General features: G+C 58.5%; 24 protein-coding genes. 2 read left to right on the top strand and 22 right to left on the bottom strand.

Annotated features, from left to right (window positions below; translation table 11 throughout):
• Nucleotides 1–129: 129 nt before the first annotated feature.
• From M5C71_RS03760 to M5C71_RS03670, 19 genes are all read right to left on the bottom strand, one after another.
• Nucleotides 130–2,952: a conjugative transfer ATPase gene (locus M5C71_RS03760; protein WP_248767231.1), complete on the bottom strand. Its 2,823-nt coding sequence runs from the start codon at nt 2,950–2,952 to the stop codon at nt 130–132.
• Entirely contained in the window at nt 2,952–3,371 is a 420-nt protein-coding gene (locus M5C71_RS03755) for a TIGR03751 family conjugal transfer lipoprotein (RefSeq protein ID WP_248767230.1), read from the bottom strand. Before M5C71_RS03755 ends, M5C71_RS03760 begins: the two co-directional genes overlap by 1 nt.
• The gene (locus M5C71_RS03750) at nt 3,352–4,824 is read right to left on the bottom strand and encodes a TIGR03752 family integrating conjugative element protein (protein ID WP_248767229.1); all 1,473 of its coding nucleotides are present in this window, start codon (nt 4,822–4,824) and stop codon (nt 3,352–3,354) included. The genes M5C71_RS03755 and M5C71_RS03750 overlap by 20 nt, the downstream gene beginning before the upstream one ends.
• Nucleotides 4,814–5,710, bottom strand: a complete 897-nt coding sequence (locus M5C71_RS03745) for a TIGR03749 family integrating conjugative element protein (RefSeq protein WP_248767228.1) — start codon at nt 5,708–5,710, stop codon at nt 4,814–4,816. The genes M5C71_RS03750 and M5C71_RS03745 overlap by 11 nt, the downstream gene beginning before the upstream one ends.
• Nucleotides 5,711–5,712: 2 nt before the next feature.
• On the bottom strand, nt 5,713–6,384 hold the full coding sequence (locus tag M5C71_RS03740) for a PFL_4703 family integrating conjugative element protein (RefSeq protein WP_248767227.1): 672 nt from the start codon (nt 6,382–6,384) through the stop codon (nt 5,713–5,715).
• Nucleotides 6,381–6,785, bottom strand: coding sequence for a TIGR03750 family conjugal transfer protein (locus M5C71_RS03735; RefSeq protein ID WP_248767226.1), 405 nt, complete (start codon nt 6,783–6,785; stop codon nt 6,381–6,383). The genes M5C71_RS03740 and M5C71_RS03735 overlap by 4 nt, the downstream gene beginning before the upstream one ends.
• A gap of 12 nt (nt 6,786–6,797) precedes the next feature.
• Nucleotides 6,798–7,160 carry a TIGR03745 family integrating conjugative element membrane protein gene (locus tag M5C71_RS03730; protein ID WP_248767225.1) on the bottom strand — a complete coding sequence of 121 codons (363 nt, stop codon included), beginning with the start codon at nt 7,158–7,160 and terminating at the stop codon, nt 6,798–6,800.
• Between the two features lie 38 nt (nt 7,161–7,198).
• Nucleotides 7,199–7,438 carry a TIGR03758 family integrating conjugative element protein gene (locus tag M5C71_RS03725; protein WP_248767224.1) on the bottom strand — a complete coding sequence of 80 codons (240 nt, stop codon included), beginning with the start codon at nt 7,436–7,438 and terminating at the stop codon, nt 7,199–7,201.
• Nucleotides 7,435–7,761 (bottom strand): RAQPRD family integrative conjugative element protein, encoded by a 327-nt coding sequence (locus M5C71_RS03720; RefSeq protein WP_248767223.1) that lies wholly within the window; start codon nt 7,759–7,761, stop codon nt 7,435–7,437. Before M5C71_RS03720 ends, M5C71_RS03725 begins: the two co-directional genes overlap by 4 nt.
• Before the next feature lie 256 nt (nt 7,762–8,017).
• On the bottom strand, nt 8,018–9,754 hold the full coding sequence (locus tag M5C71_RS03715) for an AAA family ATPase (RefSeq protein WP_248767222.1): 1,737 nt from the start codon (nt 9,752–9,754) through the stop codon (nt 8,018–8,020).
• Nucleotides 9,755–9,800: 46 nt separating this feature from the next.
• Nucleotides 9,801–10,550 (bottom strand): TIGR03747 family integrating conjugative element membrane protein, encoded by a 750-nt coding sequence (locus M5C71_RS03710; protein ID WP_248767221.1) that lies wholly within the window; start codon nt 10,548–10,550, stop codon nt 9,801–9,803.
• A gap of 13 nt (nt 10,551–10,563) precedes the next feature.
• Nucleotides 10,564–10,824, bottom strand: coding sequence for a hypothetical protein (locus M5C71_RS03705; protein WP_248767220.1), 261 nt, complete (start codon nt 10,822–10,824; stop codon nt 10,564–10,566).
• Complete coding sequence (traD, locus tag M5C71_RS03700) at nt 10,821–13,001, bottom strand: type IV conjugative transfer system coupling protein TraD (protein ID WP_248767219.1); 2,181 nt, start codon at nt 12,999–13,001, stop codon at nt 10,821–10,823. Before traD ends, M5C71_RS03705 begins: the two co-directional genes overlap by 4 nt.
• Nucleotides 13,002–13,003: 2 nt before the next feature.
• On the bottom strand, nt 13,004–13,564 hold the full coding sequence (locus M5C71_RS03695) for an integrating conjugative element protein (RefSeq protein ID WP_248767218.1): 561 nt from the start codon (nt 13,562–13,564) through the stop codon (nt 13,004–13,006).
• Nucleotides 13,561–14,124, bottom strand: a complete 564-nt coding sequence (locus M5C71_RS03690) for a lytic transglycosylase domain-containing protein (RefSeq protein WP_248767480.1) — start codon at nt 14,122–14,124, stop codon at nt 13,561–13,563. Before M5C71_RS03690 ends, M5C71_RS03695 begins: the two co-directional genes overlap by 4 nt.
• Complete coding sequence (locus M5C71_RS03685) at nt 14,121–14,858, bottom strand: TIGR03759 family integrating conjugative element protein (protein WP_248767217.1); 738 nt, start codon at nt 14,856–14,858, stop codon at nt 14,121–14,123. Before M5C71_RS03685 ends, M5C71_RS03690 begins: the two co-directional genes overlap by 4 nt.
• 10 nt (nt 14,859–14,868) lie before the next feature.
• Complete coding sequence (locus M5C71_RS03680) at nt 14,869–15,549, bottom strand: hypothetical protein (RefSeq protein WP_248767216.1); 681 nt, start codon at nt 15,547–15,549, stop codon at nt 14,869–14,871.
• Nucleotides 15,546–16,175 carry a PilL N-terminal domain-containing protein gene (locus M5C71_RS03675; protein WP_248767215.1) on the bottom strand — a complete coding sequence of 210 codons (630 nt, stop codon included), beginning with the start codon at nt 16,173–16,175 and terminating at the stop codon, nt 15,546–15,548. Before M5C71_RS03675 ends, M5C71_RS03680 begins: the two co-directional genes overlap by 4 nt.
• Nucleotides 16,176–16,410: 235 nt before the next feature.
• Entirely contained in the window at nt 16,411–16,728 is a 318-nt protein-coding gene (locus M5C71_RS03670) for a hypothetical protein (protein WP_248767214.1), read from the bottom strand.
• Between the two features lie 234 nt (nt 16,729–16,962).
• On the opposite strand from M5C71_RS03670, the gene M5C71_RS03665 reads away from it, so the two are divergent.
• Nucleotides 16,963–17,157 carry a hypothetical protein gene (locus M5C71_RS03665; RefSeq protein WP_103498434.1) on the top strand — a complete coding sequence of 65 codons (195 nt, stop codon included), beginning with the start codon at nt 16,963–16,965 and terminating at the stop codon, nt 17,155–17,157.
• A gap of 682 nt (nt 17,158–17,839) precedes the next feature.
• On the opposite strand, the gene radC is transcribed toward M5C71_RS03665, so the two are convergent.
• Nucleotides 17,840–18,334, bottom strand: coding sequence for a DNA repair protein RadC (gene radC / locus M5C71_RS03660; protein ID WP_103498432.1), 495 nt, complete (start codon nt 18,332–18,334; stop codon nt 17,840–17,842).
• A 103-nt stretch (nt 18,335–18,437) separates the two neighbouring features.
• On the bottom strand, nt 18,438–19,001 hold the full coding sequence (locus M5C71_RS03655) for a DUF3577 domain-containing protein (protein ID WP_178129932.1): 564 nt from the start codon (nt 18,999–19,001) through the stop codon (nt 18,438–18,440).
• 573 nt (nt 19,002–19,574) lie between these two features.
• On the opposite strand from M5C71_RS03655, the gene mobH reads away from it, so the two are divergent.
• Nucleotides 19,575–21,461 (top strand): MobH family relaxase, encoded by a 1,887-nt coding sequence (gene mobH, locus M5C71_RS03650; RefSeq protein ID WP_248767213.1) that lies wholly within the window; start codon nt 19,575–19,577, stop codon nt 21,459–21,461.
• A gap of 174 nt (nt 21,462–21,635) precedes the next feature.
• Here the strand turns inward: mobH and M5C71_RS03645 are convergent, their stop codons facing one another.
• Nucleotides 21,636–22,937 (bottom strand): divalent metal cation transporter, encoded by a 1,302-nt coding sequence (locus M5C71_RS03645; RefSeq protein WP_248767212.1) that lies wholly within the window; start codon nt 22,935–22,937, stop codon nt 21,636–21,638.
• Nucleotides 22,938–23,183 lie beyond the last annotated feature (246 nt).

Here is a 23,183-nt window from a genome sequence, read left to right as displayed (position 1 = left end):
GTTGAGACTGAGTGCACTCAGATAAAGCTTCTATCGGTGTTGATGTTTACCCATGAACCACAGGGGCTGCCAGTAAAATAGCAAGGCGCTAAGGTGAATACTGATATGAGCGCCTTGCAGTAGAGGCGTTTATCCCAGGGCAGGGTCACTATCCACGATTGAGCCTGAAATTCCGCGTTTCTGATCAATCCGTTGCGCCACGGCCATCGCGGCATCCAGCTCTGTGATGCCCCACGCTTTCATCAGTGCGAACCGCTCCGCTTTTTCCTCCGGCTCCGTCATGGCCGTGGCCAGGTAGAGACTCGGCGGCACTGCCCGAAACAGCACCTCCATCGATTTTGACAAGATCACCCCTTCGGTGAATTTTCCGGACTCCTTCCTGGCGGACAGCATCAGCGCTTTCTGCGCCTCAGTGAGCGCCCGAAACCGCGCGATCTTGTTGACCTCATCCGGCGGCATGTTCAGGCAGATCCACCACTCGATCATATTGAGCATCGGCTCGGCGGCCTTGGGCAGGTCATCGATGTTCTGGGTGGCGAGCCAGAACCAGGCTCCGAGCTTGCGCCACATCTTGGTGATCTTGACCACGTAGGGAGAGAGCAGCGGGTTCTTGGTGATGATGTGGCCTTCGTCCGTGACGTTGATGATGGGCCGGCCCAGCATCTGATCTCGCTCGGCAATGTTGTTCACGGTGTTCATCAGCGAGATGTAGGCGATGGAGAGCTGGGCGTTGTAGCCCTCACGAGCGTAGGTGGCCAGGTCCACCAAGGTGATATCGGCTTCAGGCCAAGGCGTGCCGTCACGGTTGAATAGCTCACCCTCGGAGCCCTGACAGAACATATCCAGGGCATCGGCCATTTCCAGCAACCGCAGACGCCGCGGCTCCGGCAGATGGGGATCATTGCCCATGTCCCGCAAAGCGTCGCGCACGTCCTGGGTCAGCACCGTTCTGTGCTCGTTTACGCAGGTGTGGGCAGCGTTGAGAATGCACTGACGAATCTGGCTGTGATCGGCACGGGTCAGGCGCTGCTCTTCCTTGTCTTCGCCACCGGTGATCATCAGGCGGGCGGTGATCTCCAGTTCGCCCAGGACATCGCGCTCATCGTCTTCCGTGGATTCAGCTTCATCCAGATCTTCGGTATCCAGGGTCATGACACGGTCGGGTGTCGCCACCAGTCGGTAGGCATCGGCGAAGGGCGCCAGGCTTACCCCGGAGCCCGGCGCCAGCTTGACCCGATTGACCGTCAACCCCAGGCGCTTGGCGAAGTCCGCAAACAACCCGAAGCTGTTGCCGGCCTCGGCAATGAACAAGCGCGGCCGGTACAGGGCCATGACCTGGTTGAGGAGGTTGTTGAGGGTGGCCGACTTGCCGGCCCCTGTCGGTCCGAATAGAAACAGATGCGCATTCATCTGCCGGTCTAGGCGGTTGAGGGGGTCGAAAGTGAGCGGGCCGCCACCCCGGTTGAAGAACGTGAATCCAGGATGCCCTGTACCTTCACTGCGACCCCAGATCGGCGCCAGATTGGCCACATGCTGCGCGAACATGAGCTGGGTGTACCACTCACTCTGACGCATCCCCGGGTCGAACACCCCGGGCAACCAGCGCAGGTAGCTGTTGAGCGGCGCCACTTCGTGCTCATCGCGCACGGGCTGCAGTCCGGCGTTGAGCATCACGTTGTGAAGCTGCAAGGTACGGCGGTCGAGCTCCTCGACATCCTGGCCTCGCAGGTAAAACGCCACCGCGCCCCGGTATAGCTTGTGGGCGCTGCCCAGGTGCTTACGTGCTTGATGCACGTCCGCGCGGGTTTGCTCAGAAGCCAAGGTGTCTCCAACCGACTTCTGCGCGAGGTGATTGAGATGGGCTTCCAGTTGGTCCTGCGGGCAGATCACCAGAGTGATACAGAGCACAGTCTCTTCCGGCATCTGATCGAAGAGGGCGTTGATGGCATCACCGCCTTTGGGCGTTTCCCCGGTCAGGTGGCCAATGACCGGCGGCGTGCGCAGGCGATCAAGGACCACCACGCGGTGGGGCTGCTCGTCGAAAGACCAGAGCCCCTGGTCCAGGTCCGAGCGTGGTTGCTCGAAGAACAGGCGCTGGGCGAAGTCGGTACCGCTGGCCAGTTCCAGCTCATCGCCTGCTGGGCCATCGGGGTAGGACGTCAACTGATAGAACCGCTCCCGGTCCGCTCGGGTTTCGCCCAGCAGACGTGGGTGCGGGTTGAACCAACGCAGCAGCCAGGCGTGGATCTGCGCACCGGTCATACGATGGGTTTTGACGCCGGCATTGCCCAGGCCTCCCAGTAGGCGGTCGCAGACGCTGTTGAGGGCTTGCTCATGGGTTTGGCCCCGACGCCCATCAGCGCCCTTGCTGCGTCGGTAAACCACCAGCCGCACTTTGCGCCGCTGGCCACGCCAGGGCAGTTGGGTGACCACGGTGTCTTCAAACAGTCCGCCAGGTTTGGACAGCGCCTTCAGGTGCTGGCCAAACATCGCCAGGTAGCACTCGGTAAAGGCTGTCCCTTGAGCGCGCGCTTGCACGTAATCCCTGAGGGTTTTCAGGTAGCTGTCCCAGTCGGTCTCATCCTGGGCGTAGAGTTGCACCACCCAAGGCTGTTCCTCTCGCTCGTCGAAGCTGTCTTGCAGGGCATTTTCCAGGGCGTCGCGCACGGTGCACAGCCAACTCGCTTCTCGGCCTTCGGTGCCGATCGGCGTCAGCTCAAAAAAAGCCGCCACCGATTCGCCGTCCTCCAGTAGCAGGCACTGGGTGTCGGGTAAATATTCCACCCAGGGCAACAGGTCGACAAAACTGGGTGTTACGTCGTAGAGAGCTTGTTCATCAGCCTTTGTGGCGGGGCGCTTTCGTGTTCTGCGCCAAGCGCCGGGTTCCGGAATGCCGTGGGCCTTCAGCTGTTCAACGTGCAATTCCCAGGGATCAGTCGGGTCCGTCTCCATCAGTAGGCCTCCGTGCGTTCGCCGGGCAGGGCGTACTGCACCCGCTGGTAGAGGGGGAAGACCGTGCTGTAGCCCGGCACTGGCACCGGGTCAGACCCTGCCAGATGCGGGAAGACGTACATCACGATGTCCGGATTGGGCAGACGCTTGAACTGACTGTGGATCTCGTTGCGGGCTGTGCGGGTATAGGCTGGCTGATCAGAACCGGTATCGTCGAGGGGACGGCGCAAGGCCAGGCGGGCCTCTTGAAGCGGCTGGCTCAGGGCTCCTTGAGGGGCAGGCCCCGCATGGCGATCCCAGATATCGGTCATGGTCTGCGAGCCGTGGGGGAGCAGGTCGTCCTTGTCAGTGGTGCAGCCACCGACCAGGAACATGACCAGCCACAGGCTGGCCATGGGATTAATCGAGGGTTGATGCATGGTGACCTCCTGTCACATGCCGCACCTGACGGCCGAGGGTTTCGTAGTCAATTTCCAGCTGCCGGTCCAGGTGCACGGCCACGGATGCGCCGGGCTGCACGTAGACGGCGGCGAAGGCCTGGCCGTAGAGCTTGTTCACCCAGTCGCCGATGTCTTTCACGCCCCCAGACAGAATGCTGTTCAGCGCCGATGGACCGGCCCCGACGGCGGCACCGCCTGGCGTGAGCACGGTGCTGACATCGGCCTTATCGGCTTCGAGTAGCTTGGCCATCCCGGCGCCGGCTGCGGTGAGCAGGCTTTTGGTGCCCAGGTACTGCTGGGCGTTGGAGCGTCGCTCACCGGCAATGCACGGCACGCCATACGGATCGCTGAGCCAGCCGATGCCGCCCTGGATCTTGTTCAGTTGCGATTGGCCGGTCTGGCCGCTGCTTTGGCGGCTGGTCAGTTTTTGCGGTGCGGGGAGCGTGCGGATGCGCCCGTCGTTGAACACGAAGGTCAGGCTGACGATCTGCCCACGCACGCAGGAGAGTGTCCAATCCCCGGCGGCGGTACCGCTGAACACTGCACCCGCTACATCCGGTAGATCTATGCCATTGGCCGTGAGGTTGTCCGGGCCGATCAGTACCTTGAAGGGGTAGGGATCGTTCACCACCCCGTCCACCGGTACCCGACCAATCAGCGCAGTCATGGCAATGGAACCGGTGAGGGTGCTGTTTTCCGGCAGGGTGTAGACGGGCTTGGCCGGGGCTTTGTCGTCAGTGGTTTTGATGTGGCGGCCAACGGCGCCGGTATTGGCTTTGAGGGCCTGCTGGCCCCTGTTGATCTCATCACTGAAGGCCGTCGGGAAACTGAAGCCCTTCGCTGGTTTGCCAGAACCCGCTGGCAGCGGTTGGCCCTTGGCATCGACAGCGGTGGCGTCTTGAGGCTCGGTCCAGACGAGGTCAGTGTGGGCTCCGGGGAAGGACGCCTCGTCACCGGGCTCCAGGCCCAGGCCAATGGGCAGATCGGCACTGCCCTTGCTCAGAAACGAGGTTGAGAGCTGTTGCTTGAGGTCTTCCAGCAGGTTCTGGGCGTCCTGCGAACTCAGACGTTGCGAGCCTGCTGGTGGCGCTTTCTCAAGCTCAGTGCTCAGGGCTTTCTGAATGCGCTGATCGATGTCGCTATCGCGCTGACGCAGGCGGGCGTTCTCTTTCTGTTGGTCTTTGTTTTCCGTGAGCAAGGCCTTGAGCTCCGCGCGCATGGCCTTGGTCTGGGCCACCAGGGTGGCCACGGTGTCATGGGGCGTGTCGCCGTCAATGCCGAGCTGTTTCATGTCCTCCGGGGTCAGAGGCTGCCCGGTACTGACCTGTTTGGCTGCGGGAACATCCTTGGGGGAGCAGGCTTTGATCACCCCGAACACTACCAGCAGGATCAGGGGCAGGAGCAACCACTTGAGCAGTCCATTACTGGTCATGGTCACCTCCGGGCACGGTAGAGACGGTGAGGGCCGTACTGGCGTCCACCGGACTGAGAACCGGTGGCAGAGCCTGCGCCAAGCTTCGGCCCCGGGTGACGAGATAGACCACTGTGGTGTCGCTCGCGAACCCGGTCGGCCCCAGGTGCGGGTGCTGAAAGGCCGCGCTGATAAAGTCGCCCCGCAGTTCACGTGGGTCCAGGGCGATGGGCATGGCAGCTCTGTTCTGCAGTTTGACGGCGCTGACGGTGTGGTCCTCCAACTGCCAGGCGCCCAGCCATTGGCCGGTGACCGGTTGCGTGGGCATCAGGTCCGTCAGGTCCAGGTCACGCCGTGACTTGACCGCCAATACGCCGGGCAGGGGTTCTACCGTACGCAAAGGGGCATAGAGGTTTTGCGCTGCGTAGCGGATCAGGACCACCGGGATTGGCGTTTGCCGTGAAACGGGAGGGCTCTCCGAGGCGGTGAGGGACGGGTCAGCGTCGCTGTCTGAGGCGTCGGTCTCAGGCGTCTCGAGGTAGCCCATGGAGGTACCAGTGCCTTTCACGATTTTGACGGGTTCGAGCGCAGGCTGTCCCTGGCCATCCGTTGCCGTGATGTCGATCAGAATGATTTCACCGGTACGCACGTCTTGCAGGTGCAGACGGGTGGGCTCGATCGGCGCGCTGGCCCGCAGGTACAGCGCACCGCCGGTGCTCTGGATACGTAGTGTGTCACCCAGAGCGCGAGGAGCACCGACCCTGACGTTCTGGTCGATGAAGACGATGCGCTCCTGGTCGACGTGCAGCGGCACCGCGAGGGGTAATCGCTCCCACGGCATGAGTTCGATGGCTTGGGCTGTGACGCAGCCCAGCCAGAGAGGGAGAAAGAGGTTCAATCGACGCATGGCTAGCTTCCTTGCATAGCAGTGGCAGGATTGTTTGTAGAGGCGGGTGGTGGGGTGATGCGTTGTGGCGCGCTGTCGTAACAGTCCAAGGCCAGGCCAAAGGGGTTTTTCTCCGGGTCGACGTCCCAGCGCACCACCTGGAGCGGGTAGCGCACGAAGGCCTGCTTGACCCGTTCTGAGCCGTAAAACTCCTCGGTCACCAAGTCCAGGTTCACCACCCAGTTGTCCCGCCCCAGGACCTTGACTCGCTGTTCTGGATCATCGCCGTAGCCCCGGTCGGGCATCTCGAACACGCCCCGGGTCCGGCCACGCAGTTCACCGGCGGTCTGGCGTTTCTGGGCGTCGCTTTCGAGCTGGGATCTGCACTGCGGGGTCAAGTAGGCCGAGAGCCTCTGAATGGCCCGCGGATAGTTCTTCTCACCGTCGACCGGCCAGCGGTTGAGCTGCTGGAAGATGTAGAAGCCAAAGGTGTACACCGACTCTGGTCCCACCTCCCACCATTTGCGGGTGCTGCCTGAGCGCAGGTCCGGTGGGAGGTGTATGGTCATATTTCGGGGGGCGTCCCACCACCCCAATCCCATGACCAGGGCCACCCCGAAGAGCAACCCACAGCCGATGCGCAGCGAGGTAAGGTGGGACTCCAGCCGGGCCACCTCGTTCTTGAAGCGGCTCATAGGCGCCGGCTCCGGCGGGTGCTCCAGCGCCCCGAGCGCCTGACCAGGTCAGCGCCGCCGACCCAGGCGGTGAGCACCGGCCATCGCATTGCGAGGACGTATTGCAGGTAGCGGTACAGCCATGTCTCCGGCTTGCCACGTTTGTGACGGCGCAGCAGTTTGCCGCCCACCAGCAGACCCAGAGCGGTGCACAGCATCAGCGTCGTGGGCGCCAGTGCCACGCTCTGAAACATCACTGCAATGCCAACCCCCAGGCCAGCGCCGATTACCGCGCTGACGGCGACGGAGATCCACATCTCATCGGCCGTGAGTCCCAGCACAATGACCGGTTGACGATTGAGGCGTGACGGCAGAAACCGAAGGGTGCCGTCGGGCAGTAGGTGATCCGTGTCGTGTGTCATCGCCAGATCTCCTCACAAGATGCCCGTGCCCTTGGTCAGCAGCCAGATGCTGATCACCAGCAAAATGGCGCCCACACCGCAGGTGAGCCCGAACTGGCCCCAGGTCTTCTTGCCGTTTTGCACCTCGGAGTAGGTGGTGTAGGCGTGATAGGCCACTCCACAGAACGAGGCGGCAGAGATGAGCAAGGCGATCAGGGTGACAATGTCGAAGGCATGGTTCTGCAGCGTCTGGATCGTGTTGTCAGAATCGCCACGGCTCGGGGCTTCCATTTCCGGGAGTGCCGCGAGCGCCCAGTACGACCAGGCGGCCAAACAAGCCACGCTGCAGCGCGAGAGGAAGTGGGTGATGCGGTTTAAACCAATACGGGTTTTCATGAGGTGCCTCCATGGCAGGGGTAATCCAAAAAAACAGGTCAGTGCAGCAACAGAAAAGTGAGCAGCAGGTAAATCAACATCACCTTCACAGTCAGTCCGACGAACTTTCCTTGGGAGAGTTGGCCGGTGGCCCAACCCCGGTAACCGGTGACGAGGGCCCAGGCGGCGAAGATCAGCGCGCCGGCCAGAGCTAGGCCGATCAGCAAGGTGGTGCTTTGTTGCGGGGTAAAACCGCCCATGGCCTGAAAGGCGTTGAGCTGTGATGCACTCATGCTCATGGGGACCTCCCGACGGACCGGGTGTAGTGGCCGGTCAGTTCCGGCGGCGTACGCGGTTGAGCACGTGACGGCGTGAGGTAGCCCTCAATGCCGCCGCGAACCTGCTCCAGGTCGGCAGAGAGGCGGGCGTAGTCGAAGGTGAAGCGCGCGTGCTCATCGGCGGGCACGGCCGCATGGGCGTTTACCTGTCGTGTGACGGCCTCCAGTTGGCGCAGCACCAGACTCAGTTGAGCGCGTTCATGGGCCGTTGGCTCAGCCATCGCTAAGGGGGTGGTGAGACTTGCCACGAAGGCGATACATCGAAGAGGTTGGGGGTAGGGCATGGGCTCGTCCGCTCGAAGAAGGTTCAACGAGCCTGCCAAAAGACGAGGCGCATGACAGCAGGAAAACAGGATTTGGTCCGATTGATTTTATTTTCGGTTCATGAAGTGTCGAATGGCGAAATCGTTAGCCGCTAAACGGCGGTGCTTCGGCAGTGTTGTTTCTAAATGTTACTGTTTGTCTGGTGGGTGTTTTGGGCTCTTGAGTTGAATCAAGAGCTTGTTGGGATGGATGTTTTATGTTGCTGTTAGTGTTGGCTTATGCTGGGTTGGCTTGTTTGATTAGGGCGATTAGTGCGTCTATTTGCTCTTTTAAATCTAGCGTGTGAAGGTCGCTAATGTCTTCACATAGTGCTTTTGCAATTTTGACTTTGTCTACGTTGGTGAAGGTTGTCTTTGCTTTGGTTTTGAATGGCAGGACATGGTCGAATTTTCCTGTTTTTGAACGTTTTTCAAATGTTCTGTAAGACTGGTTGAGCGCTGCTGTCATTTTTTCTTTAGGGATGTAGTTTTCAATTTCTCTGCCGGCAGTGATCCATGCGAAACCACCATGTTCTTCGACTTCCTCTTTGATTCGTAGTTTCGTTGAATTCAAAGTGTCTTCTTGCGAGGTTTTATCACTGTCGATAACGATCGCCAAATTTCGGTTGAGTCGTCTCACCGCAATGAGAGCGTCAAGGTCTTCCACGTTCGGTTCGGTGTCTTCAGCGGAGAGGTGGCTCAGTAGTTTGCCACCATAGAACATGATCGAGTAGTCAATACCCTCTACGAATTCGGGTGCGGCCTGGTGGATCCAATAATTAATATAAATCCTGTCTGAAGGCCCCTCTACCCATATGATTACATTGGCTTGGAGCAGGTCCGAGGCCTTGTAGCCTAGGTCTCTGATGACGTTAGATTTACTGTTTGAGGAGAGGCAGAGCTCGATTTTAGTGCATCCATTTATGTTGGAGACATGGAAAATAGAGGCGTCAACGGTGTCAATGATGCTTGGTGAGTGAGTAGCGATAAAATATTGATTGGAGGTGTTGTCTTCCAGATATTTCACGAGCCGACGTTGAAGGATGGGATGCAGATGAAGCTCGGGTTCCTCGATACAAACAACTTGATCTTCGGCCAACGTGCAAAAAGCGGCCAACATCACAACCTCATGGATGCCTGTGCCTAGAGACTCAATAGGGAGCGTCTTGTCATTCATATGGACAAGAATGTGTTCTCTATCATGAGGGATTTCGATCTCCGCGCTTTGTGTCTCGGTTACACTTTTAAGAAAGTCATTAATGCGATTGAATTTCTTGAGTAAATGACGATCATGAACGCCAGGGTTCTGCAGCTTGGCAAGTTCTTCGATAAGTCCTTTACCGCTCCTGTCTGTGAAAGCGTCTCCCTTCGCAGAAATATCTCTAATGGCAGGAATGAGGTCAACTTTAGGCCTGTCTAAATTGGCTAAAGACATCAGCGCGGAGATAATTCCGGGGATGCAGTCGAACTCAAAGCTCTCTTTTTTACCGTTGCTCCAAACGGCCCAGAGGTCGAAAATGTCTTGTTTTTTTATTTTTTTTCCATATTCCTCTATATTTGGCTGTTTGAATAAAGATGTTCCCTTGTCATCGGTTTTCAACCAAATCGTATCTTGAAGCTTTATAATGTCTATTATTTTGTATAGGGTTTCAAGTTCTGAGTCGCGAAGTTTTTTTATTGAGCTTGCTTTGATTTTCAAAGATTCGGCGGATATTCCTTTAGCCGTGATAACTTGGTTTGGTGTGGCTCCGAGATGGACGTCTAACGCGGAAAGTTGTTTTAGCTGTGTAAGAGTTTTGTTTGTAAATAATAAATCTAAATGATTCGCGATGAAATTTAGCACGCAGGATTTTCCCGCGTTGTTAGGTCCAATGAAAAAATTGAATTTTCTAAAGGGCGCTATGAAAACGGTTTCCTTTCCAATGCCTTTGTAGTTTGCGAGTGCGATACCGTGCAGAAAAACTTGTTCTTCCATGAGCGAGAGACCGCCTGAATTTTGGATAATGGCAAAATCATATCGTTTACAGGTATTTTTTAAAACTGCCGGCCGAAATACTCACCACCACACCCAGTGCCGCCGCACTGGGCAGCAATATCAGCAGAGGGCTCACGGTCATCGGCAACGCGGGATAGATGATCCAGGGAGCGACCCACAGCGGCACGATCATCCGCTTCGCTCGGTGGTAGATGAATCCAGATTCTCTCCCCGCGCCAAAGCGCCGCAAGTCCCGACGCACCAGGCCATCGATCAGCCCCGTGAAGACCGCCATCAGGAACAACGGCAGCGTCAGTATCAAAATGAGGATTCGCGCCAGAAAGGTCAGCGCTGCATAGACCGCCGCCAGCCCGTAGTCTTCAAGGTGCACATAGACCAGCCCCAGGTAGTACTGAAACCCTGCCCCTCGGTTACTGTTCAATCGGGCCTGCTCGGCGGATTGGGTGATCCAGTGGATCAAACCGGTTTTCTCGAAACACCATTCGTACGCCAGGCCGATGATCCAACGAGCGGTTTGCCCGGGCTGCTCAATCAGCAGGCTCTGGACAAAGGCTGCCGACAACCACTCCAGCTCGCTGTTCAGCATGTCGCGCGAGTGATGCCAGCCTTCCTCCGGCCAGAAGAAATACAGCCCGATCCACTCGGTCACCACACTGAAAAACAACGACACCAACAAAATGCCGAGGAGGGTGAAAGGCAGCCCCAAGATCTTGCTGATCAGGCTCTTATCACGGTGTGGTTGTTGGCTTTTTGCGGTGTCGGTGCTGGTGGCCATGGTTCTCTCCTGCTCAGGACTCCGTGACGATCACGGGCTCGAAGCAGACCAACAGTGGACCAGCAACCGGGTCCACTACCCGAATCTGGAGCACGTTGATCCAGCGTGGAGAGAGACCGTTTTTGCTAAAGCGGTCAAACAGATCATTCCCCTCATGAGCCCCCCATCGAGCAGCGATCAGTAGCTGGTGCAAGACGTGGGAGACCGTCTGAGTCGCCGACGTGAGTGCCCGAAGGTGAACGAAACGCAGCTTCACACGGATTTTTCCTTTCATGGTTGAGCTTCCTCTGCAGTTGTCGAAGCGGTCTTGGCCTGGTGCGCTTGCTCCAGCAGATCCGCCGGTAGTGATTCATCCAGTACCCGTGTTCCACTGCTCATCCACCACTCGCCACCGCCATCGATGTAGCGCTTGCGCATGTGCTGGGCCAGGGTTTGCAGGTCCTTGGGCATGCATTCGTCAGGATCGGGGGCGGGTAGGGGCATACGGATTTTCCAAAGGTTGGCACCTTCGATCAGGGCAAAGGCTTGCCCCTTCGGCAGACTGACGATGTGGGCCGGTTCTATCAGCGGAACGCTGGTGGAGCTGACCCGGTCCTGAGTGTTGCTGGTGAAGTCGGTACTGCCAGTCGGGTCCGAACTGTCCGTCGCGCCGCTGACCAGCGTGGTGGCGTAGACGTCCACCTTCGGCAATTGCCGGGTCAGTAACTCGGCTGTAGCTGTCTCGCGCACCCGCAGCATGAAGAGGTTGTTGAAGTTGCCCACTACCTGACCGGCTTTGGCTCGGTTGCCGATCTTGGCTTCGATATCGCTAAGGGTCTGGGTGTAAGCAGTGACTTGGATACCGGCACCGCCGCCCTTGTTGATCATCGGAATGAACTCATCACCCATCAGTTCGTTGAACTCATCGGCGTGAAGGTTGATGGGGATTTTCTGATCGTGGACAGCACCCGGCAGGCCGTCATCAATGCCGAACTTGTAGATGTGGCCTGCCACGGACACCAGGTCCGAAAACATCGAGTTGCCCACGGCGGCGGCCACCTCTGGATCGGACAAAGCATCGAGCCCAACGTACACAATCGCCCGCTTACGGATGATCTGCATCCAGTCAAAAATCGGCCGAGGATCGTTGAGGTCCGTGTAGTTGGGCGAGATCAGCTCGGCCATACGCCCAGTTGTGAGCTTCTCCAGCAGCGGGAGGAGCGAGGCAACGATCTTGTCGAAATAGGTCTTGTCGTAGCGGATCGCCGAGCGCAGTCCGTCCATCACGGGGTCCGCTACTCTGGTTTGCGACAGGTACTGGTCAATGGCCGTTACGCGCTTCTGCCTGCCTCGCATGTTGTAGGGCGTGTTCTTTTCAGTGAGGGTGCCTTCAATCGTGACAATCACTTCCCAAGCCCTGGGATCGTGTTTGGCAAAGTAGTAACCGCTGTACTCAATGAATAGCGCGTCGATATTGATGACGTGCTGTAGGATCTTCAGGTAGTCCGGGCGGATTCCCAGTTCCACCAACGCTCGGGCAATGATGTTGACAAAGCGCCAGGCGAACTCCCTGAAGGCTGCGCTGTTGCCCTCGCCCGAGAGCTGACCAGCGATGCGGCTGGCCACCTCGGAGATGCGCCCAAAACGACCTACGGCGTTGTAGCGCGCCGAAAAGTCCGGCCAACCCAGGTGAAAGACATAAAACTCGTCCTCACGCCCGGCGCGCTTGGCTTCGACGTACATACGCTTGAGTAGATCTGCATCGCCCTTGGGGTCGAACACGATCACCGGTTCGAACTCAGGCAACCCGTTAACCATCTTCTTGCGGCGGATATCCTGGGTGATGAATAGCTCTGCCAACCGGGTTTTACCGACCCGTGTCGTGCCCAGGACCAGGCTGTGGCCGACACGCTCTCCCAACGGCAGGGATACCTCGACTTCATTGGGTTCAACGCCATGCAGGCGAGGAGAGCCGCCTACTGGCGGCAGAGGACGCACCGGGTTAAACGGGCTGTCCCAGGCGGTAACGCGGGGCACCAAGCTCAACGGAAAAGGCGCCACCTCCAGGCGTACTTCCAAACGGCGAGCGGCCTGAAATCCGGCGGTGGGCTCCACGTAGCGACGAAACTCGGGCCGGTAGGTCTGCATCAGACGCTGGGTGTGCCGTTGCTCCCACTTGAAACCGAGGCCGATAAATAGTCGGCTGTTGCTCACGGGTACCTGCTTGCTCGTCATCACATAGCGCGGCAGCCGGCGGATATTGCGCCGGTAGCGCAACACCACCAGCGCCTGACGAAGGCGCATCCCGCCGAACCCCAGAAAGAACACCGCCGCCCCGACCCCGAACAGCGGCGTCATCGCCAGCGACCAGGGTGCGAACAGACTCAAGTAAGCTCCGATGCCACACACCGCCACGGTGTACAGCTCCACCGCAGGCCGCAGCAGGGCCTCGATGGTATGGGACTGGGTCATGACTACTGCTCGATACCGGTGGCCGTCACCAGCGCGGGGTAGTGCTCAATCCCCAGTCGCTGCGCCAGGTCATCCGCCGCCGCTGGCACCATCTCCAGTCCGGCACCCAAAGCGCGTAGTTCTGTGAGGGCTGTCATCCGCTGAACATTGACCACCCACCCGACGGCTTTGATTTCACGCAAGACATCGCCACGACGCTGCAGCCACTGCCGTGACAGCTCGTCATCGCCCACCAGGAACACGGGCTGTAAGCCGGCGGCATTGTGCGTACGGCTCTCGAAGGGCCCAGGGCTCAGCGAAGGGGACTTCACTGGCAACATGTCCGCCTCGCTGTACGCGGTGGTGCGCACTGGCGGCAAGGTCATGGCCCTTGCCGGTTGCTCATCGGGCAACAGGTTGAGCGAGCGGTAGTACGCCAGGGTTGAGGTGCCGCCCCGGTCATCAACGACGATCAGTTCGGCGTGGGTGGCTTTGCACAACAGGCCCGCCACTGCGCCCAGCATCAAAGCGGTCAGTGGTGCGCGGGAGATAAAAGACGCGTGTGGTGTTTGTGTCGGGTTCATGGGGTCTTCATTCCTTGAAGGTTGGGGCGGGTGAGACGAGTGAGGTGCCGAGCAAAGGCTTGGCGGTACCGTTTGGCGGGTGCACCGCCAGCGGGGCGGTGGTAGCGGCCTGCGGCAGTGGTCCAGTTGTTGTTCGGGGATTTGTGTTTCAGGAGCAACGCGGTGACCACGGTCAGGTTGCGGTACGGGTCCAGGGCTTCGCAGGGATGCGTGAAGTGCTCGCCGTTCCAGCCCAGGTTGATCTGGCCCAAGCCCGCATCCACCTGTTTGGCACTGACTGTCCGGAGGGCTTGGAGCAGTGCACCGCACGCCGAGCGCCGATCCGCAAAGCGGTACGACTGGCCCGCCACGTTCAGGGTCCAGGGCCAGGGAACCAGCCGGCCACGTACACGGGCACCGCTTTCCTGTAGGGCCAGCGCGTACAACACCGGAGGGGGAACCAGCGTGCCCCGGGTGGCCCACTGGTAAGCGGGCGGCGGTAAGGCAGCCGCGCCGACCTGCAAGGCCAACAGGCCGCCACTCACCAAACCGGCACACGACCACAAACGGCCCCGGCTCATTGCCGTTGCCATTGGCCAAAGACCTGCCGCATGACGGCAGGAAAGGCCCCGTTGTCGCCCAGACGTGCCCAGTGTCCGGTGTCGTGATTGAGGGTGATGTCGCGGTTGAGCACCTTCTTCGGCTCAATACCGGCCCGCTTGGCCCAGGCCCGAAGGCGGTCGTCTTTGCCCCGGCTGTCGACCAGGTACAGATCAAAACCCTGTGCCGCTTGCTGAAGCTGTCTGACGCGCTCTGGGCAGCCTTTGCAGTCCGAAGTGACAAACACTGCCAACCGAGCCGATGAAATCACAGGAGACGCCTGGGCCGTGCTCTCGGTGCCGATCAGGTTCACCGGCAGTTGCCCGGGGTACAAACGCTGATAGGCCTCGTTGTAGGCGTTCTGGTAAGTCAGCAGCTTTTGCACGCGGACGAACTCCGCCTGCACCTGCTGTTCGGCATAGCGCTGCTGTTCCTGTGGATCTCGCGCCTCAATACCCAATGCCGTCAGCGGATCAAGGTTGGGCGAGTACACACCGAGCGGTCCTTGCATCAAGCGGCGATAGCGTTGCCACTCTTCTGGCTTGAGGCCCCACTCGGTGGCCCGGGCCAGCTCAATCGCTTGAGTTGGGTGCTCCTGGTTTTGGGTGTGTGGTGTGCTTTCAATCGTCAGGGGAGTGAGCGTTTCGGCCTGTACCACTGAAGGCAGTAACAGACAGGCACCGCTCAACCACAGACAAAGAGGGGATATGTTCATGGCGCAACCCTCAGGGGATCGAGACGGTGAGCGAACCACCGTCAGGCCGAATCCATTGGGCTTTGCCTGGCTCCAGCGCTTCCAAACGCCAGCCCAAGAACACCCGGCCCGGCCGAAGCAGTTCGATGTCCTCCAGTCGCCGCACCCCTGTGAGCGCCACCGCTAAAAACAACTCACCGCCGCGTGACTCCAGACCCACGACGGTGAACGGCATTCGGGCGGACGCAGTTGTGTTGGTTTTGCGAGGGTGTACGGCCTTGGGCGCCGTCGATGAGGGCCTCAGTGCGGCGGCAGAAGACGGTACCGGCGCAGTGGTCGGGGAGGGAGGCGTTTCTACGGCCGCTTTGAGCGCCAGCAGCGCGCCCTCGGTGTTTTCCACCTGGGTGGTCAGCGCAGCGAGGCCTGAGACGACGGTCGTTACAGAACGATCCGCGGCCAGCGTCTCAATACGTTGAAGAAGCGTCTTTTGCGCGACTTGAAAGTCGGCCTCTGTCACGCATGACTGCAAACCATCGAGTTCGGTATCCACCCTTTTCAGGTGCAACTGGATGCTTTCCAGACCTTCGTGAGAGGGCATTGACTCCACAGCGTCGGAAAGCATCGAGAGCTTGTTTCCCAGGTAGACCGCTGTGCCGGCTAGCAAAATCAGCGTGACACCTTGAATGGCCGAATACACCGTAGGACGTTTCATTGCTCACCTCCCAACGGCTGCGCCATAGGTGAGGAAAACGCTCCCGTTGTACCCGCCACCGGACCAACCACCACGGTTGTCGGTAGCTGATCAGTCACATCGTCTCGCGCCGCAAAGCAGATGTTGCGGGCTTTTTCGTCCACCTCCACACGCCAGGCTGGGCCAGCCAACGTCAGCAGTGCATTGCGTACGGTGATAGGCCCAAGCCGGTAGTGCGCCGCTGGAAGCGGATGGGCATACAGCACCTGTACGCCGCCAGTCTCTGCGGCGATCGCCGGGCACAACCGATAGCCGGAATGGCGCAGAATGTAGTGCATCGCTTCGTGAACCGTCGGGTTCAGCGTCTCCGGCAATCGGATATCGATCACTTGGCTCAGTAAATCCAGCTGCTCGGTTCGGGGAAACGTGCTGGCGAGGGTATAGCGCCCCTCACGCTGAGCCGGCGAGCGTTCTGGCTGTAGCCATTGAACCTGGGACGAACGTGAAACCTTCGACACCGAAGGCCGCACAACCTCTCTCTGGGGAGACGAAGTCATCAACGAGTTGCAGCCCGACAGCGCGATCACCGTCAGTGGCAAGGCGAGTTTTACAGCAGTGGCCAAAGGCCGAGTAGGGGAGAAAAACATCCATGTGTCCTCACGCATTGGTAAGAACACATTTGCAAATCAGAGCAATCGGCGCAGCAAACAAACAGGATTTGGGTCGATGTGATTTTTCAGGTGACCTTCTGCTGGAAGGGACACCGCAGCATTAGGCGTCAGCTGTTTGGGCGGTTTCGAGAGGGCAACCAGTTTTTCAGCCTGGAAGAACTGGCGCTTCAGTGAGCAGCTTTTCGGATGACGAAGCAGAGTGATGGGGGCATCAAAGACGGGTGAGCGTGAGCTCCAACTGCCGATGCTCCCAAGCGCTCAGTAGATCAACGGGATTGGTACCGTAACGCTGCCAATCGTCGAGTATTCCTGTTCTTCCGGCAGGGCACGTCGCGGCCTCACAGTAAGTGAGGGTGTCGCCGTCATTGAACAGCGTGAGCGTCCAGTGATCTACCTCAACGGGCATAGGTCCGGTATGGATCTCGTTCCAGCATTGTGTACTCAGTCGACGCAGGGCACGTACCCCCAGGGCGACCTCTTTGAGCACCTGATAAACTTCACGAGCGGTGAGGGAGGCGGCTGTCGTCATGCGCGTTGTTCCTCTGTGGCCGGTGGGGTCCAGCTAACAGACGGTGCGAGTGATCTGCTTTTGCGACTCTGCATGGCAACCCACGGACTTGGATAAAGGGACTCTTCAGTATACTGACATCTTCATTCCCCAAGATGCCCGAATAGCATGTTGAGGCTGGGAGGACACGATGTATGGTGATTTACGATCGTCCAAGAGTCGCTACACTTCCCGCTCTCTGTTTTGGACCCCGCTATGAATCTCTCTGACGTCGTTCTAGTGCTGCTCTTGGCCGCACGTATTCATGGTACGGATGAAGCGGTGAGGGCATCGGCCAAGAGCTGCGTGAAGAAGTTGCCACGGTCTAAGCGCGACTTGATCTACAACGTGATCAACAGCCGCAGCCCCATGGAACTGGTCGCTCTCCTGGCTGAAAATCTCGACGACTGAACAGCGAAATGCTTGATTCGTTTTCCTGATTCAGGAGATGACATCACCGTGACTTAATTGGCTGAAATTCAGCAAAGCCCCCCTGCGGGAGGATTCCCAGCAAGGGTAGGTGGAACCCACTCAACAAGCAGAAGGCATCTGCGGACCGACGAAATCTGGTCTTGCAGGGTCAACACTCTTTGGCCTGGTACGGCGCTTACGAGGCGCCTTTGGGACCAGTCGAGTGTTTGCCGAATACCAGTGATTCAGGTCGATGCCTTTGATGCGAACCATTGCTGGCAGGCGATCCATTTCACGAACCAGAGAATCTGGGACGCAGGGAGGTGGTAGCTGAATTGGAGGGCTAGCCTTGGGCTGGGTGACAGGCAATACACTCGTTGATTTCACTGCACTCAGGAATTCCCGTGTGACAGCGCCGAGTGCGAAGCCAATGTTGTAGCTGAGTGTGGACATGGTGTTCCTCCTGCAGAACAGGGTGCGGAGAAAACACTGTCCCCTAGGGGAAGTGATTCCCCGTTAGGTGAGTTGCATCAGGTTTCTATCGACGGTTGTCGTTCAGATGAAGACGTGGGCAAGAGTCCGTCTGGTCGCAGGTAGCCTCCAGCCAGGGGGCAGATCTGCCACGGCAGGGGCTGAAGTGAAACCAGAAGGCGGGCGCCCGGGGAGGGCGCCTTGATAAGGGTTACATCAGTCCATGTTGGGTCATGGACAATGGATCACCGGCACCGACAATGATGTGGTCCAGCAACACCACATCAATTAGCGCCAGGGCCTTACGTAGTCGTTGGGTCAGTATGCGATCAGCCTGACTGGGTGTGGTGCACCCCGAAGGATGATTGTGAGCTGCGATGACCGCTGAGGCGTTGTGGGCAATTGCACGCTTGACCACCTGCCTGGGATGAACAGTGGTTTGATCAATGTCTCCTTGAAACAGTATTTCAAACGCGAGGACTTGGTGTTTGGTGTCCAGGAAAAGGATGGAAAAGACCTCGCGATCCATCCCGGCCAGTTTCAGTTTGAGGAAGCGGCCGACCTCTGGTGGGCTTTCGAGCTTAGGGCCCCGAGCAAATAGCCGTCGATCCAGAATCCGCATGGCCTTTTCGATCAACACATCTTCCTGGGCTGGGCTTAGTGCAGCTAGAGCCCGCATGTCGTTTGGGGCGTGGGTAGAACTCATGACGTCAACCTCTGTTTCCAATCATGGAGGCACGCCATCCCCGAGGGACGCGTATGCCCCCGAAGGTGAAAGAAGGCGCCGGTCAGGGCGCCTGGGTGATGGATCAGACCGCGTGGTGCGCGACCGTTGCAGCTTCCGTGATGTCGGTTAGATCACCGATATCGCTGGAGGCAGAGTCATAGGCAGTCTCTGGTGCATTTGTTGTATCTAGCGGATTGGATGTCTGCGCTACATTCGCCGAATCGACGTCTGATTCCTCTTCCTTGGGCGCGTGGTACACCACTTCACCATCGATTTTGATCAAGGACAGAGAAAGTAAATTGCTTATCAGTCTGGTATCCGGCTGACCTCTGAACTCACCTGTCTGATGGGTGAAAGACCTGGTCCAAAGGCCGCTGAGTTTGAAGCATGCCACGACGGTCTGACCTGAGTTGATCTCTTGTGCGCAGTGGCTGATGAGCTGTTTGGCCTCGGTACCGACCACGGTGCAACTAAAGTACCTGTATTCGACTTTGTCGGCAGGGCCCATGAGCACGGTAACGGAAACCTTCAGGTACGATTGTTTATGATATGTGATCGTGCTGACATTGTTGAGATAGCCGATGCAGTCAAGGTACATGTTGAAATGCTTTTTTTCTTCAGCAACGGGTTGAGTTTGAGTCGTCATGAGTGTCTCCAATTTCAATAGAAAATGGGGAAACACTCATCCTCAAGGGGAAAGTGATTCCCCATTGGGTGGTGGTGCAGTAGGCATTCGGCCGTCAAAGGCACTGACGACTGACCGCGATGATGAATGCGAGAGCGGTCCGGTGGTGATCAACGCGATCATCGCGTCGTAGCCTTTTAGATCCGGGCTACCTGGGCATGTTGCCGACAACGTCAGCAGGACACCCTTTCAGCATGAGAAAAAGAACCCTAGTTGGTCTAGTCCTCCCTTTCAGACGGAGTGTGTCGGATATTTCAATTTGAGCTCCGTCAGCTTGGCGAAGCATCCCGCGTTGTGTCACTTCCCATGCTTCTTCTAGCTGATACACCTCGGCCCCACCTTCGAAAAATAAATGCAGTGGGACGTAATCCTGTTTTCCCCTGGCATTCCGCGCCCAAAAAAGGTCATAAAAGGAGAGGCGAAACGGAAGGGGCCAAGGGAAGCAAAACGAAGGGCAAAGGGCTTACCCACAAACGGTCATCCGTGCACTGAACAGCCAAAAGGCTCCCTCACACCACACGGATGGCAGGCTGAATGTTCTGGCAATTCAAGCTGAAAAAGGCGGCTGATCACGAGCCAACTCGCAAGACCGGGGCGTCCAACTATTTCACACCGCAGACTGCCGCCGAGCTGCTGTCGACTCCGCGCCGGCGAAAGCTTTTGGAACACATCTGGCAGCGCACCTCGCTGTCCCGTAAACAGTTTTCCGAACTCTACCTGAGCCCCATCGAGCGCTACGCCGAACTGGTTCAGCAACTGCCGGCCTCCGAAAATCATCACCACGCTTACCCTGGCGGTATGCTTGATCACGGCCTTGAGATCGTGGCCTATGCCTTGAAAATTCGGCAGTTCCACCTGCTGCCCATGGGGGCTCCTCCTGAAACCCAGGCAGCGCAAACGGAGGCCTGGAGCGCCACCGTCGCGTACGCGGCTCTTTTGCATGACCTTGGAAAAATCGCGGTCGACGTGGAGGTGCACCTGGACGACGGAACAATCTGGCATCCGTGGCAGGGCCCGGTCAGCCGCGCGTATCGCTTTAAGTACCTGAAGGGCCGCCCCTACAAGCTCCACTGCGCCGCGACGGGCTTGCTCTCCATGCAAGTGCTGCCACCGTCGATTCTCGATTGGCTGAGCACCTATCCAGAACCCTGGGGCGCACTGATCTATGTGCTGGCCGGGCAATACGAACATGCCGGTACCTTGGGTGAACTGGTCAGTCAGGCTGATCAGGCGTCGGTGGCGCAGGAACTGGGGGGCAATCCCGTTCGGGCACTGGCCGCGCCGAAGAGCTCCCTGCAGCGTCAATTGATTGAAGGGCTGCGCTATCTCGTCAACGAGCGGCTCAAGCTGAACCAGGCTCGTGCTTCAGACGGCTGGCTCACGGATGACAGCGTGTGGCTGGTCAGCAAGACGGTAGCGGACAAGCTGCGCGCTCACTTGCTGTCTCAAGGTGCGGATGGGATTCCGTCCTCGAATGCCACGCTGTTCAACGTCCTGCAGGACAACGCGATCATTCAGGTCAACACTGATGGCAAGGCGATCTGGACTGCCACCGTTGAGAGTGGCAAATGGAAAAAGACCCTGACGTTCCTCAAAGTCTCGCCGTCGTTGCTCTGGGAGGAGGGTAAACGCCCTCCGGTATTTAGCGGTTCGATCACGGTTGAAACGGCAGTCGAAACAACGAGGGAACGAAATGAAACAACGGCCGGGGATCGCTCATCGCCTGGACTCTCTCCACCTTGGGAGATGGAGTCTGACCTGATGCAGATATCTGCTCAGGCGAGTTTCATCTTGGAGGCGGATGCACCCTGCGGTTTAGAAGAGGGGGCGCTAGAGGAGGAACCACCGGAGTGGTTTCGGATGTTGGACGAGGGCAGCTCAATGGAGGTGTATCACCATGAGGCTGATGAACCGGCCACTGCCGAGCCCCGTCCATCGCCCGTGCGCCAATCCCCGCTTTCACGCCAACCTTCCTCGCCAGTTCGTTTGCCAATCCCAGACGTGAAAGTGAAAGACCTGGGAGAGGCTTTCATGACATGGCTGCGCCAAGGCATTCTGAAGCACACAATCACCATTAACGACGCTCACGCTTCGGTCCATAGCGTCGCCGAGACGGCCTTTCTGGTTACGCCGAAGATCTTTCAGCGTTATGCCCAGGAACACCCCGAAACTGCACGAATGGCCAAGGAGCAGGGGACCAGCGACTGGCGTTGGGTTCAGCGTTGTTTTGAGAGACTGGGCCTGCACCATAAGAGTGAAGAGGGCCTGAATATCTGGGTCTGTGAGGTCAAAGGTCCTCGCAAAACTCGAGGTATCAAGGGCTATTTGCTCAAGGACCCACGACTGATTTTCACCGAGAAACCGTACGACAACCCCTTTCTGGCGTTGAAGGACTCCCAAGATGGAAGCCCTCGCGACTGACCTTTGATTCTTGCGCCAGTTCCGGGACTAGATCCCGGACAACAGAGGGCTGATGTCTCCATGCAGTCGTCGTTCTTCGCCCGCTAGCGTGACGGAGCGGGTGGTTCAATCAACCGAGCGCACACCGATACCTCCGGCTACCTGAGGGCACAGGCCTCTTCAAACCCTTGAGTCCTACCCCAGAACAAACATCGCCACCGCCGCCACCCCCATCACGGCCGTCGCCACCCAGCCCAGGGCAATCAACGGCCGGCTTGCCGTGAAGTCACCCATCACCGATTTCTTCGACACCAGCATGATGATGACCACCATCAGCGGCACCGCCACGACCCCGTTGATCACGGCACTCCAGAACAGCGCTTTCATGGGGCTGATGGGCGAGTACTGGATGGCCAGTGCGGCAAGTACGCTGATGGCGATGATGCCGTAGAACCCCCAGGCGTCGCGCACTTTACGTTCGAGGCCTTCATTCCAGCCCAACGCTTCGGAAAGGGCGTAGGCGCCAGAGCCCGCGAGCACCGGTACGCCGATCATGCCAACGCCGAGTATGCCGAGGGCGAAGAGCAGGTAGGCGAAGTCACCGGCCAGTGGCCGCAGGGCGCTGGCGGCTTGTGCCGCGGTGTTGATGTCGGTCACGCCAGCCACGTTCAGGGTTACGGCCGTCGCGAGAATGATGAAGTAGGCGGTGATGTTGGAGTAGAGCATGCCACTCCAGGTGTCCCAGCGGATACGTTGCAACTCCTTGCGCGCTTCGCGCGGGTCTTGATTGAGCGGTGCATTCAGGGGTGGGTTCTGCATGTCCTCGACTTCTTCAGAGGTCTGCCAGAAAAACAGATAAGGGCTGATGGTCGTACCGAACATCGCGACGACCACAGCGGCAGCGGTCGCGTCCGGGGTGAAGTGGGGCCAGACGGTACGCAGGGCGACCTGCTCCCACGGGATATGCACGGTAAACAGTACGGCGGCGTAAGCCAGCAGCGAAAGCGTCAGCCACTTCAGGAAAAACACGTAGCGGTGGTAAGGGACGAACATCTGCAGTGCCAGTGTCCCGAAGACGAAGAGCGCGGTCATGAGGTGTCGGTTGATGCCACTGACCAGTTCCGCCACCTCTCCCATGGCGGCCACGTCAGCGGCAATATTCAGGGTATTGGCGATGAGCAGGAGCAGAACGACGCTCTGTAGCACAATGGGTGGAAAGGCCGTCTTGATGTTGGCCGCGAGTCCCTTGCCGGTGACTCGGCCGAGGTTGGCGCACATCGATTGAACGGCGGCCATCAGGGGAAAGGTCAGCGGCATCGTCCACAGCATGTTCAAGCCGAATTGGGCGCCCGCCTGTGAGTAGGTGGCGATACCGCTGGGATCGTCGTCGGCCACGCCGGTGATGAGCCCGGGGCCCAGCTTCGACAGCGGGTGCTCTTTCAGGCGCCCCCACAGAACCCGGAAAATATTGGTACGGGGAGCGCGTTCAACGTCCATCGATACACCTCAAGAGTGCTGCGCCGGGAAGGGGGGAGTGAGCGATGCTGTTGAGGGGCAACGGTTTACACCGATGACAAGTATGGAGGTCAAGGTTGCCCACCTCTATATGAATACAGGGCTATTGTTTCAAACGTTTGATCCAGTCATAAAGGTTGGCGCCATCCCTCGACAGTTAGCTACCTGAGCGTCGGCACAGATAGTACTGGCGACGGTCATCCACCTCCAGGTCGAACAGTTTCATCC

Source organism: Pseudomonas sp. MWU12-2345 (genome assembly GCF_023242385.1).
GTDB lineage: Bacteria > Pseudomonadota > Gammaproteobacteria > Pseudomonadales > Pseudomonadaceae > Aquipseudomonas > Aquipseudomonas gingeri_D.
Note: the sequence above shows the minus strand (reverse complement) of the source record. Positions and strands in the feature narration are given on the sequence as shown.

Excerpts from the sequence above, each read along its gene's own strand:
- mobH (WP_248767213.1), top strand. The coding sequence starts at position 19,575 with ATGTTCTGGCAATTCAAGCTGAAAAAGGCGGCTGATCACGAGCCAACT.
- M5C71_RS03735 (WP_248767226.1), bottom strand. The coding sequence starts at position 6,785 with ATGACACACGACACGGATCACCTACTGCCCGACGGCACCCTTCGGTTT.
- M5C71_RS03705 (WP_248767220.1), bottom strand. The coding sequence starts at position 10,824 with ATGAAAGGAAAAATCCGTGTGAAGCTGCGTTTCGTTCACCTTCGGGCA.
- M5C71_RS03690 (WP_248767480.1), bottom strand. The coding sequence starts at position 14,124 with ATGAGCCGGGGCCGTTTGTGGTCGTGTGCCGGTTTGGTGAGTGGCGGC.
- M5C71_RS03715 (WP_248767222.1), bottom strand. The coding sequence starts at position 9,754 with ATGGAAGAACAAGTTTTTCTGCACGGTATCGCACTCGCAAACTACAAA.
- M5C71_RS03670 (WP_248767214.1), bottom strand. The coding sequence starts at position 16,728 with ATGACGACAGCCGCCTCCCTCACCGCTCGTGAAGTTTATCAGGTGCTC.
- M5C71_RS03655 (WP_178129932.1), bottom strand. The coding sequence starts at position 19,001 with ATGACGACTCAAACTCAACCCGTTGCTGAAGAAAAAAAGCATTTCAAC.
- M5C71_RS03645 (WP_248767212.1), bottom strand. The coding sequence starts at position 22,937 with ATGGACGTTGAACGCGCTCCCCGTACCAATATTTTCCGGGTTCTGTGG.
- M5C71_RS03755 (WP_248767230.1), bottom strand. The coding sequence starts at position 3,371 with ATGCATCAACCCTCGATTAATCCCATGGCCAGCCTGTGGCTGGTCATG.
- M5C71_RS03730 (WP_248767225.1), bottom strand. The coding sequence starts at position 7,160 with ATGAAAACCCGTATTGGTTTAAACCGCATCACCCACTTCCTCTCGCGC.
- M5C71_RS03710 (WP_248767221.1), bottom strand. The coding sequence starts at position 10,550 with ATGGCCACCAGCACCGACACCGCAAAAAGCCAACAACCACACCGTGAT.
- M5C71_RS03680 (WP_248767216.1), bottom strand. The coding sequence starts at position 15,549 with ATGAAACGTCCTACGGTGTATTCGGCCATTCAAGGTGTCACGCTGATT.
- M5C71_RS03685 (WP_248767217.1), bottom strand. The coding sequence starts at position 14,858 with ATGAACATATCCCCTCTTTGTCTGTGGTTGAGCGGTGCCTGTCTGTTA.
- traD (WP_248767219.1), bottom strand. The coding sequence starts at position 13,001 with ATGACCCAGTCCCATACCATCGAGGCCCTGCTGCGGCCTGCGGTGGAG.
- M5C71_RS03750 (WP_248767229.1), bottom strand. The coding sequence starts at position 4,824 with ATGACCAGTAATGGACTGCTCAAGTGGTTGCTCCTGCCCCTGATCCTG.
- M5C71_RS03760 (WP_248767231.1), bottom strand. The coding sequence starts at position 2,952 with ATGGAGACGGACCCGACTGATCCCTGGGAATTGCACGTTGAACAGCTG.
- M5C71_RS03745 (WP_248767228.1), bottom strand. The coding sequence starts at position 5,710 with ATGCGTCGATTGAACCTCTTTCTCCCTCTCTGGCTGGGCTGCGTCACA.
- M5C71_RS03720 (WP_248767223.1), bottom strand. The coding sequence starts at position 7,761 with ATGCCCTACCCCCAACCTCTTCGATGTATCGCCTTCGTGGCAAGTCTC.
- M5C71_RS03695 (WP_248767218.1), bottom strand. The coding sequence starts at position 13,564 with ATGAACCCGACACAAACACCACACGCGTCTTTTATCTCCCGCGCACCA.
- M5C71_RS03665 (WP_103498434.1), top strand. The coding sequence starts at position 16,963 with ATGAATCTCTCTGACGTCGTTCTAGTGCTGCTCTTGGCCGCACGTATT.
- radC (WP_103498432.1), bottom strand. The coding sequence starts at position 18,334 with ATGAGTTCTACCCACGCCCCAAACGACATGCGGGCTCTAGCTGCACTA.
- M5C71_RS03740 (WP_248767227.1), bottom strand. The coding sequence starts at position 6,384 with ATGAGCCGCTTCAAGAACGAGGTGGCCCGGCTGGAGTCCCACCTTACC.
- M5C71_RS03725 (WP_248767224.1), bottom strand. The coding sequence starts at position 7,438 with ATGAGCATGAGTGCATCACAGCTCAACGCCTTTCAGGCCATGGGCGGT.
- M5C71_RS03675 (WP_248767215.1), bottom strand. The coding sequence starts at position 16,175 with ATGTTTTTCTCCCCTACTCGGCCTTTGGCCACTGCTGTAAAACTCGCC.